Here is a 17,890-nt window from a genome sequence, read left to right on the forward strand (position 1 = left end):
CCCGGGGGGGGCCGGGCCGGGCGCGGCCGGCGGCCCCGCCCGCCGGGGCGGGGGCGGCGCGGGCGCCGGCGCCGGTCTCCACCAGCAGCGGCACCAGCCTGGGCGACACACCCCCCGGTGCGGTCGCCGCGCTCTCGGCGAAGGCCGCACCCCCGACCGGGGCCGCACCGGTTCCACGTGTGTCCGAGCTGGCATCCGCGGTGACCAGGTGGATCGCGCAGACCTCGGCGACCTCGGTGGCGAGCAGCCGTGCGAACGCGCGCAGGACCGTGCGGGCGTCGCCGGCGGCGGACACGGTCGCGGTGGCCCGGGTCAGCAGGTCCAGCCGGTCGTCGGCGGACTGGCGGGCCTCGCGTTCCGCCTGGGCGACATCGAGCGCACCATGTCCGGCCTCGGCGGCCACGGCGAGCCGGTCGTACGCGCCGGCCCGTTCGACCGCCCGGGCGGCGGCGGCCGCGACCGCGTTCAGGTAGGCCCGCTCGGCCGGGGTGAACGTCCGCGATGTCGGGAACCCGAAGGTGACCACGCCGATCGGCGCCCCCTCGGCGGGGACCAGCGGCAGCAGCGCCCAGGCCTGCTCACCGGTGGCCGCGACCGAGTCTGCCAGCCCGGACACGGGCCAGCGCTCGAGCAGTTCCTGCTGGTCGGACAGGAACAGCGCCCGGCCGCCGCGGACCACCTCGGCGATGGGATGCACCGCGCCCAGCGCGACATCCGGCCACGACCAGGCCCGGCTGCCACCGCCGGGTGGACGCAGAAAGCGCAGTTCGTCGTGGTCCGCGTCGATCAGGGCGACGCCACGCGCCTGCGCCTGCACGGCCTGGCCGCCGGCGTCGAGGATGGCGGTGACGACCTCGTCGACGGTGTCGGCACCGGCCAGCGCGACCGCGAACCGGCTGCCGGCCTCGAGGCGATCGTCGGTGGCCGCCACCTGCCGCGCGGCCTCGTCGGCCAGCCGCTGCGTCGCCGCCGCCTGATCTTCGGCGGCCTGCGCCCGTTGGCTGGCCGCGGCCGCCTGGTCGGCGGCCTGCTCGGCCTGGCGTTCGGCGGCCACCGCCCGGGATTCGGCGGTCCGCGCCCGTTCGTCGGACTGTTCGGCCCGCCGATCGGCGGCCTCCGCGCGACCGACCGCCGCCTCGGCGCGCTCGTCGGCGGCCTGCGCCCGTGTCTGCGCCTCCTGTACCCACTGGTCGGCCGAACTCGCCTGTTCGACGGCGGACCCGGCCTGCTCCTGGGCCGCGGCGAGCTGCGCCGCCGTCTCCTGGGCCTGGCGCCGCACGGTCTCCAGCTGCCGTTGCGCCTCGTCCACCTGTTCCTGGCTGGACGTCGCCTGCTCCTCGGCGACGCTCGCCCGCTGCTCGGCCGTGTCGGCCCGCTGCTCGGCGGTGTCGGCTCGCAGTTCGGCGGTGTCGGCCCGCAGTTCGGCGGCCTCGGCCCGGCTCTCAGCCGCGTCCGCCCGGCTTTCGGCCGTCTGTGCCCGCCCGAGTGCCGCCTCGGCCTGCTGGCTGGCCTCGGCGCGGCTGGCCTCGGCGGCCCGCGTCGCGCTGAGATCACGCACCAGCCCCAGCCATTCGACCGGACGGCTCTCACCCAGGGCCACCGGCAGCACCCGTGCCAGCATCGTGGGCGCCAAGGCCGACGTGGACGCCGAAGCCGACGGTGTCGGCCCGCCCGTGGACGCGGCGCCATCAGCGCCACCCGTGCCACCCGTGCCACCCGTGCCACCCGCGGCGGAGTCGTCCGGCCGTACCGGGGCGGGTGCCAGCCGGAACTCGGCCTCGAACGGGGCGCTCTGTTCGAGTGCGCGCTGCCAACGGCGGGCGACCTCGCCACGGTCGTCGGGATGCACACCCGCGAGCCATCCGGTGCCGGCGAGTTCGCCCGGATGCTGGCCGGTCACCGACCGCCAGGCGGGCAGATCCACGTCGAGGCCGCTCTGGGCGGTCGCGTGGAACACATCGCCCCCGCCGGATTCGGCCACCGCCCGGTAGCGGGCCTCGGCCTGCCCACGGTCGTGCTCGGCCGCCCGCACGCCGGTCACGTCCACCGCGACGAAGGCGAGCCCGACCGGGCCGAGCTGCGGATCGCTCACCGGGAACCAGCTGGCCGACCAGGTCCGCGTCGGCGCGCCCGCCCCACCGGCGACACCCACCTCCAGGTCGATCACCGCCTCGCCGCTGCGCAGGGCCCCGGCGACCAGCGCGTCAAGTTCCTGGCTGGTGTCACCGAGCACCTCGCTGACGGTGCGTCCCAGATGCTCACGGGCCGGGCGACGATCGAGGCGGGCCAGGGTGTCGTTGACCCGGACGAACCGGCCGGCCCGGTCCAGCAGCGCGAGCCCGACCGAGGCCCGGGCGAACAGGACGTCGAGCAGCGCGTACGCGGCGATGGCCGGGTCCACCGCACCGGCGCCGCTGGCCGCCGCCGTCCCCCGTCCCGGACCGCTCCCACCGGCACCACCCACACCACCCACACCAGCGACAGCGCCCACTGCCTGCCCACCAGCACCGAGGTCACCGCCGCCGAGGAGGTCAGCGCCGTCTCGCGACACCATCGGCCATCCCGGCGGCAGGACGGGCACCTCCCGACCACCGGCGCGGCCGGGCCCGGTAGGCGGCGAGGCGGACGACGAGGAGGCGGCGGGCGCCGCGGGCCCCCCCGCGGTGGTGCGCCCCCGCACCCCCCCCCCTACCTCCCTCCCGGCCTGCGGCACGGCGGCCGGGCGGGGCAGGCCGGCGACGAAAAAGCAGGTCACAGGTTCAGGCCGTTGGCCTTGTCGGTCAGCTTCTTGCCGATGATCGCGAGGATGGCGATGGCCGCGGCGATCAGCAGAGCGGTGATGACCATGAACTCGGTGGAGTAGCCCCCGTCGCGTCCCTCCTCGCGGCTGCGTTCCTCGAGTCGGCGCAGCCGTGCGGTGAGAGCCGCGGGGAGGCAGAGCAGCAGCGCGGTCGTTGTCACCCAGACGCCGAGGAGGCGGGCGCGGCTTCGGGGAAAGCGAGGCATGGGTGGCGCCTTTCGAGAGGTGAGGTCTACAAGCCGGTGAGCACTCGACTCACGGCCGGGTAGGCGATCATGAGGAGGAAGCCGGCGGTGAGCACGACGACGGGCAGACTCATGCGTTCGGTGGCCGCCGCCGCGTCGGCATCCGCATCAGCCAGACCGTGCAGGCGGATCGCATCGGCTTTGGCGGCGAGGCTGACCCGCACACGGGCGCCTTCACCGCCGGCGAGTTGGACGACCGCGGCGGCCTGGACGATGTCGGCGACGTCGTACCGTTCGCCGAGATCGGCCAGGGGCTGCCAGAGGGGTTCGCGGGTGAGCGCGGCGCGGTCCACCACGGCGCGCAGCAGTGTGAACGCCTCCCCGCCGCCGGTGTCCGCGGCGTCGGCCACGGCCTGTTCCAGCCCGGCACCACCGGCCATCGCGATCACCGTCAGGTCGAGGAACGCGGCGAAGGCGTGACGCAACGCGCGGCGCTTGCGGGTGGCGTCGGTGCGGACCGCCAGGTCGGGGCCGAGGAACAGGGCGGCGGCGACGGCGAGGGCCAGGGCGGCGGGCAGCGCGAACGGCAGGCGGATCCCGGCAACAGCGAAGACGAGGGTGAGGAGCGGGGGGAGGGCCAGGCCCACGAGACCGGAGGTGATTTTCTCCGCGAGATGGCCTGTCGGGTCCCGGCCCACGATCGTCAGATCCCGGCGGATCGTCGCGGGCAGCAGCCGGGGCGGGGCGAGCCGGACGGCCAGAGGCCGCCCCAGCCGGGCCGCCCACCCCTCCTCCATCCCAGGACGCGGTGCGGGTGCGGCGGGCGCGGCTGGGCTGGGAGACAGGGCTGCGAGGAGGTCGGCCAGGTCAGGGCGGGGAGGACGCAGCCCGGTCCAGGCCAGCCACAGGCCACCACCGACCCCCACACCGCAGGCAAGAGCGAGGATCATCCGCTACTCCGGGCGGCCGGGCCGGTCAGGATGCGGGGGTCACGGGTGATGCGACCCATCCGGGCGAGCCAGACGAACGCCGCCGCCCACAGCGCGCCGATGACCGCGAGGACCAGCTGCCCGGTGACCGTGCTGTAGGGGGCGACGAACGCGGGGCTGAACAGGACCAGCCCGCCGGCCATGACCAGCGTGGTGATCACAATGACGCGGGTGGAAGTACGAATCCGCGCCCGGGTCGCCGCGGCCCGCAGGCGCAGCGCCGCCTGGCCCCGCGCGGCCGTGGCGAGGCGGTCCAGCAGGTCACCGAGATGCCGGCCCTGGCCGGCGGCGGCGAACCGCAACGCCGCCGCGATCAGATCCGCGGCGGGATCATCCAGCTGATCGGCGAACACGTCGAGCGCGTCGGTCAGACGCGCACCGCCGGTCAGGGCGGCGGCGAGGGTGAGGACCTCGGCGCGGATCGGTGCGGGGGCGATCGGCGCGGTCGCGCGGATCGTCTGTTCCAACCCGGCGCCGGCCGCCAACGTGTCACGCAGCATGTCCGCCCAGGACGCGAGTGCTTCGACCCGGGCGGTCTCGGCCGCACCCGCCTGCCCCTCAGCGAGCAGACTCGGGGCGGCCAGACAGGCCAGGGCGGCCAAGGCGGCGGCCACCGGCCAGCCCGTCACCACCCCCACCGTCAACCCGGCGCCCACCGCCGCGGCCAGGCGCACCGTGCGAGCCGGCGCCGACAACGTTCGCCGCCCACGCCGCGCCCGCAGCCGTACCCAGGCCGGTGTGCCCGCGGTGACCAGCAGCCACAGCCCGGCGGCGACACCGGTCCCGCAGCCGGCGGCCAGACCGATCCCGGCCGAGGGCACGCTCACCACGACGCTCCCGCCGGCACGCTGGCGTAGTAGGCGGCGAGGGCTGTGTCCACCGCGGCGGCGGTCTGCGCCCGCAACGGAGCGCCCGGTACCGCCGCCCCGTCCGGGCCGGGCCGCCACACCTCGTTCGAGGTGACCAGCAGCCCGTCGGCACCGGTCACCTCCCGCACACTCGAGATCACCCGCCGGCCCTGGGCCACGCTCATGTGCACGACGATGTGCACCGCGGCGGCGGTCAGCAGGTTCGTCGCCTCCATCGCCAACCCGTCGGCCTGCGCCGCATAGGCGGCGATCTTCGTGAACACTCCGCCCGAGGAGGAGGCGTGGATCGTGGCCAGGCTGCCATCGGTGCCCTGACTCATGGCCATCAGCATCGGCACGACCTCACCGCCGCGGACCTCCCCGACGATCACCCGGTCGGGGCTCATCCGCAGCGCCCAGCGCACCAGCTCCGCCAGCCCGATCGCGCCTTCGCCTTCCACGTTCGCCTCACGGGCCTGCATCGCGACCACGTCGTCGTGCAGCCCATCGCGGTCCAACCCCAGCTCGAGGGCATCCTCGATCGTGATGATCCGCTCGCTGGTCGGGACATCGGCGGCCAGCGCGCGGATCAGGGTCGTCTTCCCAATACCGGTCTCTCCGGCGACGAGGATGTTGCGTCGCGCCAGGACCAGCCCGCGCAGGAACGTCCGCAGCTCGGGCGAGATCGTGCCGAGCTCGACGAGCTGATCCAACGACACCCGCGGGTAGCGGTGCCGGCGGATCGCGATCACCGGCCGGGCGGTGACCGCCATCGCGGCGAACAACCGGGACCCGTCCGGTAGCTGCATCGACAACCCGGGCGACGCCCGGTCGAAGCGCCGCTCCTCCAACCCGGAGCGGGCGGCCACCGTGCGCACCAGCTCGATGAGCTCCTCGTCGGAAGCCGCGACCGGAGGCATCCGCATCCGCTGGCCGTCGAAGTAGCGGACCCAGACAACATCCGCCCCGTTGCAGTTGATGTTCTCGATCCGCGGGTCGTCCAACAACGGTTGCAGCCCACCCAGGCCGTACAGGCCGTCGAGCACCGCGCGGGTGACCTGCTCCTCCTCGACCGCGGTCAGCATCCGCTGGCCGGCGCCCAAGGTCTGTTCGGCGTGACGCCGCAGCATGTCCGCGACCAGCCCGGCCGCGAACGCCCGCTGATCCGCCACCCCCCAGCCGGCGCCTGCCCGCCCATCGCGGACCACCGCCGACAGTTCAGCGGCCACCCGCCCCCGGATCACCCCCACCAGCCCCGACAGCACCGCAGCGCCGCCCGTCACCGCCGCTCACCCCGATCCCGCCGCACAGACGTCGACGGCACCCATCCGCCCCCACCGCCTTCGCGAGACGGTGCACCTCCGGGCACCAGCACCGTCGCCGTCCTACTCACCGCCGCAGACCCGGCAGTCCCCACCGGTATCACCGGCACACCCAGCGGCGTCGCGGGCAGCGGAACCGGACGGGCCTCAAGCTCGGCGGCGAGCCGGCCCGCCACCTCACGACAGGCACGGGCCAACGGCGTATGCCCCGTCGCGCGCCGCCCACCGGGACGGCCAGCGATCCGCCGCGCACCCTGCGCGTCGTGCGGCAACACCCCGAGAACCGGCATACCCACCGACTCCGCGACCCGCTCGACCGGCCACCGCGGCTCCCCCACCAGCAGCAGCACACACTCCCGCCGGCCCGCCCCGGTCAACTGGGCCTCCCCCGCGACCACCCGGGCCAGTTCCGCCGGCACCGGACGCGCCAGCACCACCAGCACATCGGCTGCCCCCAGCAGCGGACCGGCCGGCGACGACGGGTCAAGCCGACCCACATCGACGACCACCGTCACGCTGTCCGCCGCCGCCCGCACCGCACCACCCCGGGCAAGGACCTCCACCGCGCCACGCGCCGCCGCCGCCTCTACCGGGGCGGCCACCACCTCCACCCCACCCGGCAACCGCTGCACATACCCCGACAACCCCGACCGACCTGAGCGGGCCTGCGCCGCCCACGCCACCAACCCCGCCGCAGGCAGCTCATACCAGCCGAGCACATCCCCACCCGCGGGATCAGCCTCCACCGCCACCACCGGCGCCCCACCCGGACGCATCGGCCACCCCGCCGCCAACCCCAACGACGCGGTCGTGACCCCCGGCGACCCCTTCACCGACCCGATCACGATCAGCCCGCTCACCGCGGCCCCCGCAGCACCAACGCCACCTGCCCACCCGCCGCCGCCCGCCCCACCCGCTCCGCATCCACAGACCCGACCTGCACCGAGACCACCAGCCCACCCGACCCCACAGGCCCCGGTTCCACCGCCACCACGACCCCGTCCACCGACGACCCCGACTCCACCACCGCCACACCCCCGGCCGCATCAGACGAATCCGTGGCATCCGAGGTCAGCAGGACTGTGACCGGATCACCCGCCGCCAACCCCAGCGGAAACGCCCCCGGCTTCACGCTCGCGCCGACCAGCCGCGCGTCCGGCGGCAGCAACCGCCGACCCACCGACCCCGCAGACAGCAAGGTCCCCGCCGACAGCGTCACCGCCGCCGGCCGGCCCACCACCTGCCCCGCCTCCCCAGCCGGCACCACCTCCACCGCCGGATCCACCACCACCGACACCGCCCGCACATCCCCCACCTCCAGCACCTGACCCGGAGGCACCGCCCGCGTCACCATCAACACCTCCCGCCGGCCCTCCCGACGACCCCCCACCACCACGAACAGCGCCACACACACCACCACCAGCACCACACCCACCAGCGCCCGCCATCCACCCCGCCGCCCCCGGCCCCGGCCCCGGCCCTCCAAGCGGAACCGCTCCTCGCCCGCCGGCCGGGCCACCGCCGCCGTACTCACCGCGCACCGCCCGGCGCCGGCACCACCAGCGCCTGCGACTCATCCACCGCCACGGACACCACCGACTGCGACGTCACATCCGGCACAACCCCTTGCTGGCCAGCACCTGCCCACCCCACCTGCCACCGCACCGTCACCCGCACCGGAAACCGTCCGTCCACCTCCCGCGCCGACGAACGGGAAAACACCCACCCGCAATCCGGTGACGCCGTCGCCGGATCATCCACATCTGGTCGAAACGCAGTCCCCGGCCCTGCGCACTCCACCGCGCCCCCATCCCCGAAATTCCAGCGAACCTCCTGCGGACGAGCCGTGGCCGTCACTGACACCCCCGGCACCGCCGCCGTCGCCGACACCGGACCCCACGCCCCCGCCAGCCACAGCCACACCGGCACCCCGACCAGCTGCGGTACACCCAAACCCGGCGACATCGCCAGCTGCGGTGTCGGCATCACCAGCTTCTTCACCGCCAACTGCGCCACCGCAGCAGGAGAAGGAGCGGCTTCCGCGTCCGGCAACCAGACCACATCAAAGGTCGCGCCGTCCTGACACGACTTCCAATACCATGATCCCGCAACTCCGGGTTTTACCTCCTCGGCCGCAATATCAGGCGCCGCCTCAAAGTCGGTCGCCGCCCGATAGCGACAACCATCGCCGCCCGACCAGCCCTGCCGGGTGGCCAAACAGGCCAGAACGTTACTGCCGGACGACGGGCAGGACGGAAGCTCGGCAGTCGCAGAAGACACCGCTGCACCTGCGAGGGGCGCCGCGTGAGGCACCGCAGCCTGGCCGGTCGTACCCGCCCAGACCGAACATCCTCGATCAGTATCCGCACACAGAGTCGAGCCAAAAGGATCAGCAGATGCCCCACCTGCGAACACACACAAAACAAACACCTCAAGCACCGACATCAATGCAATCCTGGCTAGCATGTGCCGACATCCTGAATGACGAGCTGGTCGACCTTCCAGACGCCATCCTTTTTCAAAGCAAGAGCCTGCACCGAGTGCCGCCCCCCAGGCTGATCGTTCTGCAACTCGCCATTCGACAGGTAGCTCAACCAGGACGTGGCGTCGACACAGTCACCGACAGTCGCACGTTCGGGAGATTCTTCGGGAGTCATCGCAGTAACCCTCGGCGAGATCACCGGATTTCCCTGTGAATGCAACCCAGATTCTCGGTCCTTATATATTCCCTTATAGATGAGGGACAGTGCTCGGCCGCTCGCGTGCTTCTCGAGGCGGGTATTCTGATAGTCGCCGGTAGCAGCCATCGCGACCCAGTCGTCAAACATACTTCTATAAGCGGCGAGAACCGCAGCCGCAGGCGTTGTGGCGACCGATGCACTCGGAGACGCCGCCGATGGCGAGGCCTGCCGCGACGACAAAGCAGAGGACTCCTGCGCGGCGCGAGTACCCCCGTCGCAGCCCACGATCAACACGCCGGCCGCCGCCACAAGCAGCGTCCAGTCGCGCGCCCATCCGCCCGCCGATCGCTTCACCCAGTCCGTGACCCGTCTGTGACCCCGTGCCAACACTCCGACCGCAGTGTTGTAACCCCATAACCCCAGGTCACAGCAACGAGACAAGCATCATAACGAAATGAAGATTAATAATCTATATAATACGCACTTCGAACAAGATTGACTACAAAAAGTAACAAGATGCCCGGGCGGTGCCGTGGGGCAGCGCCCACCTACCCCACATGCCCTATAACCGCGCAGGCATAAGGGGTCTCGCTTGATCGTCGGGACGCGCGGCATCCCCACGCCATGGGAGCGCGGGAGTCGACACCAGGTGGCTCGTACACGGAGAGTCTCAATCCAGGAATCGATCTCGCCCGCTTCTGCGCGACGGCTCCCAGCAACAAACGGAAAACTTTCCGCCACTCAGGCGGCAGACCGAGCACCGGCGAAGAGGCTCCACGGCGTCAACATGCCACTGATCCCGGCTGCCTCACCGCCTGGGAAGCCAGAAGGGCGCGCTCCAGATCCAATTGGAACGCCGACCCATGGCCAGCTCCGATGGATCATGGAAGGGCAGGCTCCGCCTCTACCCGTTCGTCTGGGCGGGTGCATCAGGGCAGTGTGCGTATCCACCGGTCTCGTCCGGGCTGAAGGCGGTAGCCGCAGGCCTGGTAGGTGGCGTAGGCCTGGGGGTTGTCGTCCTCGACCATCGCGTCGGCCAGCATCGCCCCAAGGGAGTCGAAGCGGGTGTGCGCGGCGTTCAGGAGGGCCTGGGCCACGCCGCGGCGGCGGTGTTCGGGGGCGACGGCGAGCCGGTAGACGTGGCCGCGCCGTCCGTCCCAGCACGCCAGGACGCGGCACACTAGAGGAGCCTCCGAGCGTGATGCCCGGAGGCTCCGTTGGGGGTAGCGGCTGTGTCAGCCGATCTCTCTACGCCCGCCGATGGCTGATCGGCACCCGCTTCGGGCCTGCGCACGCTTGAGAGTCATGGTTTGGTGAGGGCGCAGACGGCAAGCACAAGGGCGTCGACAAGCTGTTCGTGGAGCGCGTCGGGGAGGTGGCCGCTGCCAAGCCCGGAGCGCCGTTGTGTTTCGGTGAAGAGGGCCAGCTGGTCGTCGCGTAGGTGGCTGCGGGCGGCTTGGTGGTTGAGGAGATCGCGGGCGGCGTACGCGTCGCCGCTGCGCAGGGCGCTGCTGATGATCGTGCCGAGTGCGGGGCGCAGGTGCTGGGATGTGCCCGCGAGGTCGAGGAGACACAGGCCGAGCTGCGTGTGGAAGCTGCTGTGCCCAGGCGGGTCGGACATCGAGAGTTCACTGACCATGTTCCAGCCGTCGCCAGCGGCCTCGCGACCTGTGAGGTGGTCGTGGAGGAGGCGGAGGCAGGTGGCGACGGCCTGTTCCCAGGGCTGGGTGATCGCTGTGGAGGCGAGGATCTGCTCGGCGGCGTGATGGTCTTGACGAGCGTGGTGGGCGAGGATCGCGGTCTGGCGGCCATCGAGGAGGCGCTGTCCGATACCTCTGTGACGGTGAAGGTGGTCGAGGGCTTCGGTCCAGCGGCCGGTGCGGGTCAGAGCACGGGTTCCGTCGGCGAGCAGGACGGTCCACAGCCAGCTAACGACCTGGGGATGGTCAGCTGGGGTGACGAAGTCATTGAAGGCGAGGGTTCGGCCATCAAGGGTGGCCTCGGTCTTCGCTGCGACGGCGCTGTAGAGCGTGGCGAGGAGGCGGTAGGCGCCGAGACCATCCCCTGTGCGCAGCCGCAGCCGGGCTAGATTGATCAAGGGTTGGAGGGCGAGTTTCGCCGTTGCCCCGCCGAGAGGGCGGCGGAACGGAAGCGTGTCGACTTGGCGCCAGCAGAGGCTGTGGGCGAGGTCAGGTAATCCGCAGTCGCTGGCAATCAGCGCTGCCAGGTTGTGGGCTTCGCCGGCGCGCAGAAGTGCGTTGTCGCCGCCCTCAGCAGCCTTGGCGGCGAGGGCGGCGACATGGGCGATCCGGGCGTCGAGGGCTGGGCAGGATGGCCGGTCACGGGGGACGAGGGGAAACCGTGGTGCGACGAGAGTGAACATCGTGGGTGCCACATCCGTCGACGTGGTGAGGGCCATCGGGTCGCGCCTCTTCTCAGGGCTGCCAGCGGACGGTGAGTCGGCTGTTCGGCCGGTCGATGCGGTGTCCTGCGACGGTCTGGTCCTCCGGGGTGTCTGCGGCATGGGCGGTGACGACAGGTTCGGCGGGTCCTTCTTTGCGCCACTGGTGCAGCAGGCCGGTGAGGTGCTCGGCGAGGGTGGCCGCGCGGGGTCCATGGGCGGTGACGCCGAGTTCGTCGGTGTCGGGCGCGAGGGGACGCAGCGTGATGTAGGCGATGGTGGTCCCATCGTGGATCGTGGCCCCTGCCCAGCGTCGCGTCGGAGTGAGCTGGCCGTCGTTGCAGATGGTGGTGTCCACGGCGAGGCGGCCGAACCGAGCGCCGGCGGTGAGGAGCCACAGGTCGAGGTGCGCGGTCGGTTCGCCGTCGTGGATCGTCAGCCCGGTCCACAGGCTGTGGGCCGGGCTGGCCGCCGCGGCCCGCAACGCCGTCTCGTCGACGGGGTCGTGGTCATCGACGCGCAGAGCAACGCCGTCCGCGAGGGTCAACACGTGCCCGGTGTGGGCGTCGGTGCCACGCAGGGGGACGAACCCGCAGACGAGCGCCGAGCGGCTGACCAGCCGGCCCGGCTCGACCGCGTCGAGTGGGAGGGAGCGGGTGAGGCCGCTTCCGTGGAGACGGAGGGGCACGACGATGCGGCCAGCGGGGGCGAGCTGGTCCCACCAGCCCTTGGCCAGGTCCCAGGCCCCAGCCGTGATCACGATCCGATCGTAGGGCGCCCCGCCCGGGTGGCCCGCCGCACCATCCCCATGGACAACGTCCACGCGCTCGTAACCGGCTGTGGCCAGCGCGGTGCGCGCACCTGCGGCGAGTTCCTCGTCGATCTCGATGGTGGTCACCTGGCCGGTCGGGCTGGTGAGCTCGGCGAGGAGCGCGGCGTTGATGCCGGTGGCAGTGCCGATCTCCAGGACGCGGTGGCCGGGTTGGACGTCGGCCTGTTCGAGCATGGCGGCAACGAGGCTGGGTTGCGAGGCCGAGGACAGCGCGGTGCCGTCGGGGGCGCGGCGGGTAACGACGACCTGTGGCGCGTAGGCGGTTGCCAGGTCGACGTCGGGCAGGAACAGGTGTCGCGGGACCGTACGGAACGCGGCTTCGACCTGGGCGGTTCGGAACGTGCCCCAGCGATGGATGTCGGCGACCAGGTCGTCGCGGAGCTGCTCGGGGGTGCGGGTGGTCATCGTGGTCACCGTTCGTCAGGGATCAGGCCGAGGTCATCGAAGATGATGTCGGCGGCGGTGTGGGCAAGCTGCGCCTGGTCGGAGGCGGGGATGCCGAGACGGTTCCAGGCGAACAGGATGTGATGGGCGAGAACCGCGCGCAGGCCGCGGGTGAGCTGACCCTGGTCGGCGAGGCTCGCCAGTGACCGACCAGCGTGCCGGAACGCCGCAGGCCATGCCGGTAGCGCTTCGAGGGGCTGCAATGTGCGGGCGGCGAGAAGTTGCCGGACAGCGGTTCGGGTAGCCGATGCGGCGTCGGACTGCCGTGCGCCGGCCTGGCGAGTGCGGCGGTGACCGGCGACGCGGGTCCAGACATCACCCTGTTCGTAGTAGTCCTGGCCAGCGGCGTTCAGCAACGCCGCGGCGAGCACGAGTCCGATCTCGGCCCGATGCTCAGGGCAGGCTCGGCCAAGGTGCGCGAGGACGTTGTGGCTGTCGTGGTGGAAGAGCAGATGCGCGACGTCCATGCCGGCGGGGCCGCCGAAGGCATGGATCTCAGGCTCGTAAACGGCGGGCGCCCAGCGGTAGACCGCGTCGCCATCGAGCACGCCGCGGAGCCTGCCATCGCCGAACTCCGCAGGGTTGTGCCCACCGCGGCCGGGGCGCCAGCGGAGCCGCCAGGAGGCTGCCTTCCTGGTGAACCACCACAGGCTGATCCCGTCTGTCCGCTCAGCTGCGGTCAGCAGTCGTGCCAGCTGGGAGACTCCCAGACGTTCAGCGGCCCGCCAGTCCTGGCACCACACCGTCACTGCGCACCAGGCGGACTCGGTGTCGGAAATGCTCATGGGCTGTCTCCCGCGCGCGGGGCCGGCAGGGCCGGAGGAAGGTCGAGTAGGAGCGCGGTCTCCCAGACGGCGCCGGTGTCGGTCATGAGGGCGTGCAGGACCGCGGCTATGCCTGCCGAGCCGTCGATGAGGCCGGTGAGCCGCCAGCCTGTGCCGTGCGCTGTATCGAGGCTGTGGAGAAGCTGGTCGACCAGGCCGGGGAGGTGACTGCCGACCTGGTGGGAGCGGGCGTCGGTGGCGGCGCAGCGGACGGTGGCGACCAGGCCCGCCCAGCCGTGGCAGATCGCCGGGTCGACGAACCGGGCGAGCTGGGCGGGGTTCGTGAGGCAGGCAATGAGAGCGTCCTCGGCACGCTGTTGCCGGGTGGGGTCAGCCAGGGCGATGGCTGCGAGCTGCTGGGCGCGGGCCAGGCCGGGAGTGCCGTAACACCAGGACGCGCGTCCCGGGCCGGGCTGGGTCGGTCTACCCGCCAGCAGGTCATGGGCGGTGATCCGTTCAGGCCACCATGGCCCGGCGGGGCCGTCCTGGCGCCAGACGTCCAGCCAGCGGCAGATCCAGTCGAGGGCCATGGTGTGGCCAGGGACGAGGATTCCGCGGCGGTGGGTGAGCGCCAGCAGGGCAAGCGGACCCGCGATGCCGTGGGCCATGCCCAGGTCGGCATGCCCGCCCGCGAAAGGGCCGGGCGGTGCGGTGGTGGGGACGTCGATGGTCCACCAGCCGGGCGCGGCCAGCCCGGCTGTGTCCGTGGCAGGCACTGGTTCGGTGAGCCGGACGAGGTAGGCCAGGATCTGGCGGAGCTGCTCGCTATCGGGGTCGCGGACCGCGAGGTACGCGCCGAGCCCGGTCAGGCCTCGGACCAGGTCGAATTCCGCGCGTACCGGTCGCTCTCCCGCCTCTATCCGTGCGTGGGCCGCCGTGAGCCGGCGTTCGACCAGTCTTTCGACAGCGGCATGGAGGCGCTGGGCCGCGTGCTGGTGGCGGCCGGGTGGCGCCGCCGCCGTCAGTGCGAGCGCGAGTGCCGGGGCGCCGAACCACAGGCCGGCACTCGACCCGGCGGAAAGATCTTCGCTGGCGGCGGCTGTCAGCCAGCCGTCGGCGGTGTCCCAGTCGCCATGGCAGGAGCTGGCGCGCACGCCATGGAGAAGCGCGACGCCGGCCGCCCCCTCGGCCAGCGACTGGCCCTGCCAACGGGGGCTGCTGGGGCTGCGGTCGTTGCCTGTCTCGGGCGGCGGTGACACGGCCAGCGCGTCGGCCAGCCGGGCGGCAATGGTCGCCGTGCGGGGGCGCGGATCTCCAACCACGGTTATGAGGCTTCCGTTCCAGCCGGGGCGAGACGGGCCTGCTGGTCGGTGTTGTGCCAGGCAAGGGCGACCGCGCGGGCGAGTCGGTGACAGGCACGCTCCGCCGCGGAGTCGATGCCGTGGGCACGGACGTAGTGCAGATGCAGCAGCGACCCCAGCACCTCGCTGTGATCCGGCCGGCCCGGTGATGCGGCGAGCTGGGCCGCATATCGTTCGGCGGCCCGGCGCCGGGCGTCCCAGGCATCGCACACCGCTGCCGGAAGCCGCAGGACCGCGCTGCCGGGAGCGGAGCCGCCACGATCTGCTCGGGACAACGCGATGGCCTGGCGCAGCACCGGCCGATGAGCTGGCACCCCGGAGGCCCGCCGATTGTCCAGAAGCCACCGCATTCCCGCGTGCCTGTCGCCGATCAGTGCGCAGGTCAGGTCGACCATGCTGACCGCTGTCAGAGCCGCAGGGTGCAGCGCCCGGTTGGCGGCCTGGGCGACCAGGTGGGCGACGACGGCGGCAGAGTCGGCGGCGAACAGGTTCTCAGCTGCGGCGAGCGCTTCGCCTGCGCCGTACCGGGCCGTCTCAGGATGGTAGGTGTCGAGCACCAGATCTCCGATGAGACGCCGCGCCCGCAGCTGCTCCGCCCAGACACCGACCCGGGCTACGGCTCGCCCGTAGCTCTCGGGGCCATCCTGGGCGTCCGGTGCGAGACGGATCCGCAGGCGTAGATGGGGCGTGGGGTCGCGGTACCTGATGAACCACCACGGCGCAGGCACGTCCCCGGTGTCGAGCAGCGCGGGCAGGTGGCCGGTGAGGATCGTGTCGACCACGTCCGGATGGCAGTACAGCTTCGCGAAGAGCACCGTCGACCCTGGCAGGATCCCGGAGGCCGCGTCGGTCACCGTCATCGGACCGGATGCCGTCACCACGGCTGGTGCCCGATGCGGGGCGGCGGTAGTCGCGACCGGGAACACGATCTCGTGGGCTCGACCGCCGGCCCAGCCGTAGTCATCGGGATGTGGCGCTTCGGAGAGGCTGACAGCACCGTTGGCACCGGCGAGTTCAGCACGCAGCAGGTCGCGATCCAACCGTTCGTCGAGGTCCAGCCGCAGCCGCACATCCGCCCGGCCGGTACTCACCCACTGGGGCAGTCCTGATCGCTGCCGGAGCCGCCCGAGCGCGTCAGCCCATTCCTGGTCGGTCTCCTGCGGGCCGGGGAGATCGGAAGGATGGACGCGCCAGCGGGCCGGTGCCAGAACCGTGTGACCATGGCGAACCCGCGGCAGGAACGGGAGACAACCCGCTGGACCCCACGAGAACGGGGCAACGGTCCCGGCGCCAGCGCGGGGCAGTTCGTGTAACAGCCGCGCGAGCGGTGGGAAGGTCTGTCGGGCCGCCGCGTGCGTCAGCAACGGTTCGACGACGGAGCGGCGGGAGAGCGACACCAGGTAGAGCCGCGCGCTGTCTGCCGTGACCGCCAGGTCCGTCCACGGGATCCGGCCGTGCTGGCGCTCGCGGTGCTCGGCGAGCGAGATCCAGTCCGCCAGAATGTGGGGAGCGCGGGTGACGTTCTCTAACCGGGCATGTCCCGGGGGAAACGACAGCTGCGCTGCCACCGCGCCGTCGACCACCGTGGGTAGCTGGCGAAACGCACCCACCATCCGGTGACGGTCTGCGTCGGGGAGCAGATCGAGGAATCTGCCGCTCATGGCGGTCGCGGTCCGGCTGACACCCGTGACTAACAGGGTGAACGCGCCTTGGCGCAGGCTCGCCGCCGATGGTGCCAGGACCTCGACGCAGATCTCGACGTGTGGTTCCGCCCAGGACCCGTCCGCCGGCGCGGACACGGCGTCGAGGGCGGCGGTGTCCAGCACGATTTCCTGTCGGCCGTCGAGCGCCGCGCGCTGAGTGAGCTGCAGCAGGAGCTCGTCACGGAGCGGCACGCTGTCGGCAGGCTCTATCTCTGCCGGGCCGAAGTGGGCTGGGTAGCCCAGGCCGACCACCGGGTCAACCAGTTGATCAACTCGTACCAGTGCCGACTCACCGAACGTGTCGATGAATCTGCGGTGGTACTCACGCCAGGACGGGTTGCCAGCCGGATGCGGAGTCATCCGCAGCAGCGCTCCGGCCGCCTTAGCGGCCTCCGTCGCCACCACCTCCGGCACCGTCACCGTGCAGTCCAGCCGCAGATCAACCGCGAGTGGCTGCTCGACCACCGAGCACACCGCCCGCATTCGCTCACGAACGGCCACCAGACGTGGCTGCGGCACCGAACCGTCCAGACCGCGTGCTCCCACGAGGTCGGCCTGGACCAGTCGAAGGTCTTCGACGAGAGCCGCTGAGGAAGCGACGAAGCTGTCATCGGACCCGTGCGTGGTGACTGGCACGCCCGAGTCCTCGATGCCCGTCAGCGTGCCGAGAATGTGCGCGACGACGTCCGTGCACGTCGCAGGTGGCCGCAGGTTGCTCACGAGAACGCCGTACGTCAGTAGCTGGGCCAGCATCGCCTCTACGCCAGGGCGAGGAAGACCGAACGTTGTTCCCACCACATCAACAAGATCGGAAAACTGGACAGGCGCCGCCGCGCACGCCACTGCCGTCTGAACTGCTCGGCTGTGACGGATCGACACCTCGGCGGGCAGGAAGGCCTCTGTTGGCGGGTGAGCATGCGGGCGCCAGGGAAGCACCAGCCGGCCGCCGCGGACCAGAGCCAGGTCGTTGGCCACCACGGTCAGCGCCGCGCGGATACCGCCTATGGATTCCAACCGGGCGACGACCGCAGCGAGCCACACTGAATCCGCCCGCGGGTAGAGCCGATCAGCATCAATCCATCGCAGCGCGGACTCGCTGCCCAACCGCACCGGGGCCACGCCGGAGAACAAGCCGAACGGGGTCGCGCGCCGGTTCATGCGCACCAAATAGCGCGCCACTGCCAGCCCCAGCCGGCGCGCCCGCCGCGCGGGCGGTTTTTCCCCACGGCACGCATCCTCGATGCTGGCGGCCAGCGCCGGGCTCGCGATCGCTACGGCGAGGGCGATGGCTGGATGGGACCAGACCTCGGCCAGCCAGGTGCACCAGCGCACCGCGTCGTCACAGTCCCCGCCGGGCCAGGCCTTCGAGGTCATCGCCTTCGCTGACTCGTCCGACAGGGCAGCAGTACGGAACAGCGCGGCGTCGAGTGGCGCGTAGAGCAGCGGACTGTGCCGGGAGTCCACAGCATCGCCTCCGTCTGGTGAGCAGCGGTCCATGGCGCGGCACACGTGCCGGGGGGGGGGGGGGGGGGGGGGGGGGGGGCGGGGGGCCCCGCCCCC

15 protein-coding genes are annotated in these 17,890 nt (G+C 72.1%); all 15 read right to left on the reverse strand.

The annotated features are described in order from the left end of the window. Nucleotides 1-2,554: PAS domain-containing protein (locus MXD61_RS09840; RefSeq protein ID WP_248812526.1), on the reverse strand; the 2,554-nt coding region annotated here is incomplete at its 3' end. 197 nt (nt 2,555-2,751) lie between these two features. Beyond that, complete coding sequence (locus MXD61_RS09845) at nt 2,752-3,006, reverse strand: hypothetical protein (protein WP_248812527.1); 255 nt, start codon at nt 3,004-3,006, stop codon at nt 2,752-2,754. A 26-nt stretch (nt 3,007-3,032) separates the two neighbouring features. Beyond that, on the reverse strand, nt 3,033-3,935 hold the full coding sequence (locus MXD61_RS09850) for a type II secretion system F family protein (protein WP_248812528.1): 903 nt from the start codon (nt 3,933-3,935) through the stop codon (nt 3,033-3,035). Next, a complete protein-coding gene (locus MXD61_RS09855) occupies nt 3,932-4,801 on the reverse strand; it encodes a type II secretion system F family protein (RefSeq protein ID WP_248812529.1) in 870 nt (289 codons plus the stop codon). The genes MXD61_RS09850 and MXD61_RS09855 overlap by 4 nt, the downstream gene beginning before the upstream one ends. After that, the gene (locus MXD61_RS09860) at nt 4,798-6,105 is read right to left on the reverse strand and encodes a CpaF family protein (protein WP_248812530.1); all 1,308 of its coding nucleotides are present in this window, start codon (nt 6,103-6,105) and stop codon (nt 4,798-4,800) included. The genes MXD61_RS09855 and MXD61_RS09860 overlap by 4 nt, the downstream gene beginning before the upstream one ends. After that, the gene (locus tag MXD61_RS27985; RefSeq protein ID WP_285223213.1) at nt 6,102-7,004 is read right to left on the reverse strand and encodes a hypothetical protein; all 903 of its coding nucleotides are present in this window, start codon (nt 7,002-7,004) and stop codon (nt 6,102-6,104) included. The genes MXD61_RS09860 and MXD61_RS27985 overlap by 4 nt, the downstream gene beginning before the upstream one ends. Further along, nucleotides 7,001-7,678, reverse strand: coding sequence for an SAF domain-containing protein (locus MXD61_RS09870; protein ID WP_248812542.1), 678 nt, complete (start codon nt 7,676-7,678; stop codon nt 7,001-7,003). Before MXD61_RS09870 ends, MXD61_RS27985 begins: the two co-directional genes overlap by 4 nt. Further along, on the reverse strand, nt 7,675-8,589 hold the full coding sequence (locus MXD61_RS09875; RefSeq protein WP_248812543.1) for a hypothetical protein: 915 nt from the start codon (nt 8,587-8,589) through the stop codon (nt 7,675-7,677). The genes MXD61_RS09870 and MXD61_RS09875 overlap by 4 nt, the downstream gene beginning before the upstream one ends. Nucleotides 8,590-8,603: 14 nt before the next feature. Further along, complete coding sequence (locus MXD61_RS09880; RefSeq protein ID WP_248812531.1) at nt 8,604-9,179, reverse strand: hypothetical protein; 576 nt, start codon at nt 9,177-9,179, stop codon at nt 8,604-8,606. A gap of 575 nt (nt 9,180-9,754) precedes the next feature. Beyond that, nucleotides 9,755-10,006, reverse strand: coding sequence for an N-acetyltransferase (locus tag MXD61_RS09885; RefSeq protein ID WP_248812532.1), 252 nt, complete (start codon nt 10,004-10,006; stop codon nt 9,755-9,757). Between the two features lie 122 nt (nt 10,007-10,128). After that, entirely contained in the window at nt 10,129-11,244 is a 1,116-nt protein-coding gene (locus MXD61_RS09890) for a hypothetical protein (RefSeq protein WP_248812533.1), read from the reverse strand. Between the two features lie 16 nt (nt 11,245-11,260). Then, nucleotides 11,261-12,463: a methyltransferase, FxLD system gene (fxlM, locus tag MXD61_RS09895; RefSeq protein WP_248812534.1), complete on the reverse strand. Its 1,203-nt coding sequence runs from the start codon at nt 12,461-12,463 to the stop codon at nt 11,261-11,263. Between the two features lie 5 nt (nt 12,464-12,468). Further along, nucleotides 12,469-13,287, reverse strand: coding sequence for a thiopeptide-type bacteriocin biosynthesis protein (locus MXD61_RS09900; RefSeq protein ID WP_248812535.1), 819 nt, complete (start codon nt 13,285-13,287; stop codon nt 12,469-12,471). Next, nucleotides 13,284-14,594 (reverse strand): lanthionine synthetase C family protein, encoded by a 1,311-nt coding sequence (locus tag MXD61_RS09905; RefSeq protein ID WP_374628718.1) that lies wholly within the window; start codon nt 14,592-14,594, stop codon nt 13,284-13,286. The genes MXD61_RS09900 and MXD61_RS09905 overlap by 4 nt, the downstream gene beginning before the upstream one ends. Further along, complete coding sequence (locus MXD61_RS09910; protein WP_248812537.1) at nt 14,591-17,794, reverse strand: lantibiotic dehydratase; 3,204 nt, start codon at nt 17,792-17,794, stop codon at nt 14,591-14,593. Before MXD61_RS09910 ends, MXD61_RS09905 begins: the two co-directional genes overlap by 4 nt. Nucleotides 17,795-17,890 lie beyond the last annotated feature (96 nt).

Source organism: Frankia sp. AgPm24 (assembly GCF_023243055.1).
Classification (GTDB): Bacteria; Actinomycetota; Actinomycetes; order Frankiales; family Frankiaceae; genus Frankia; species Frankia umida.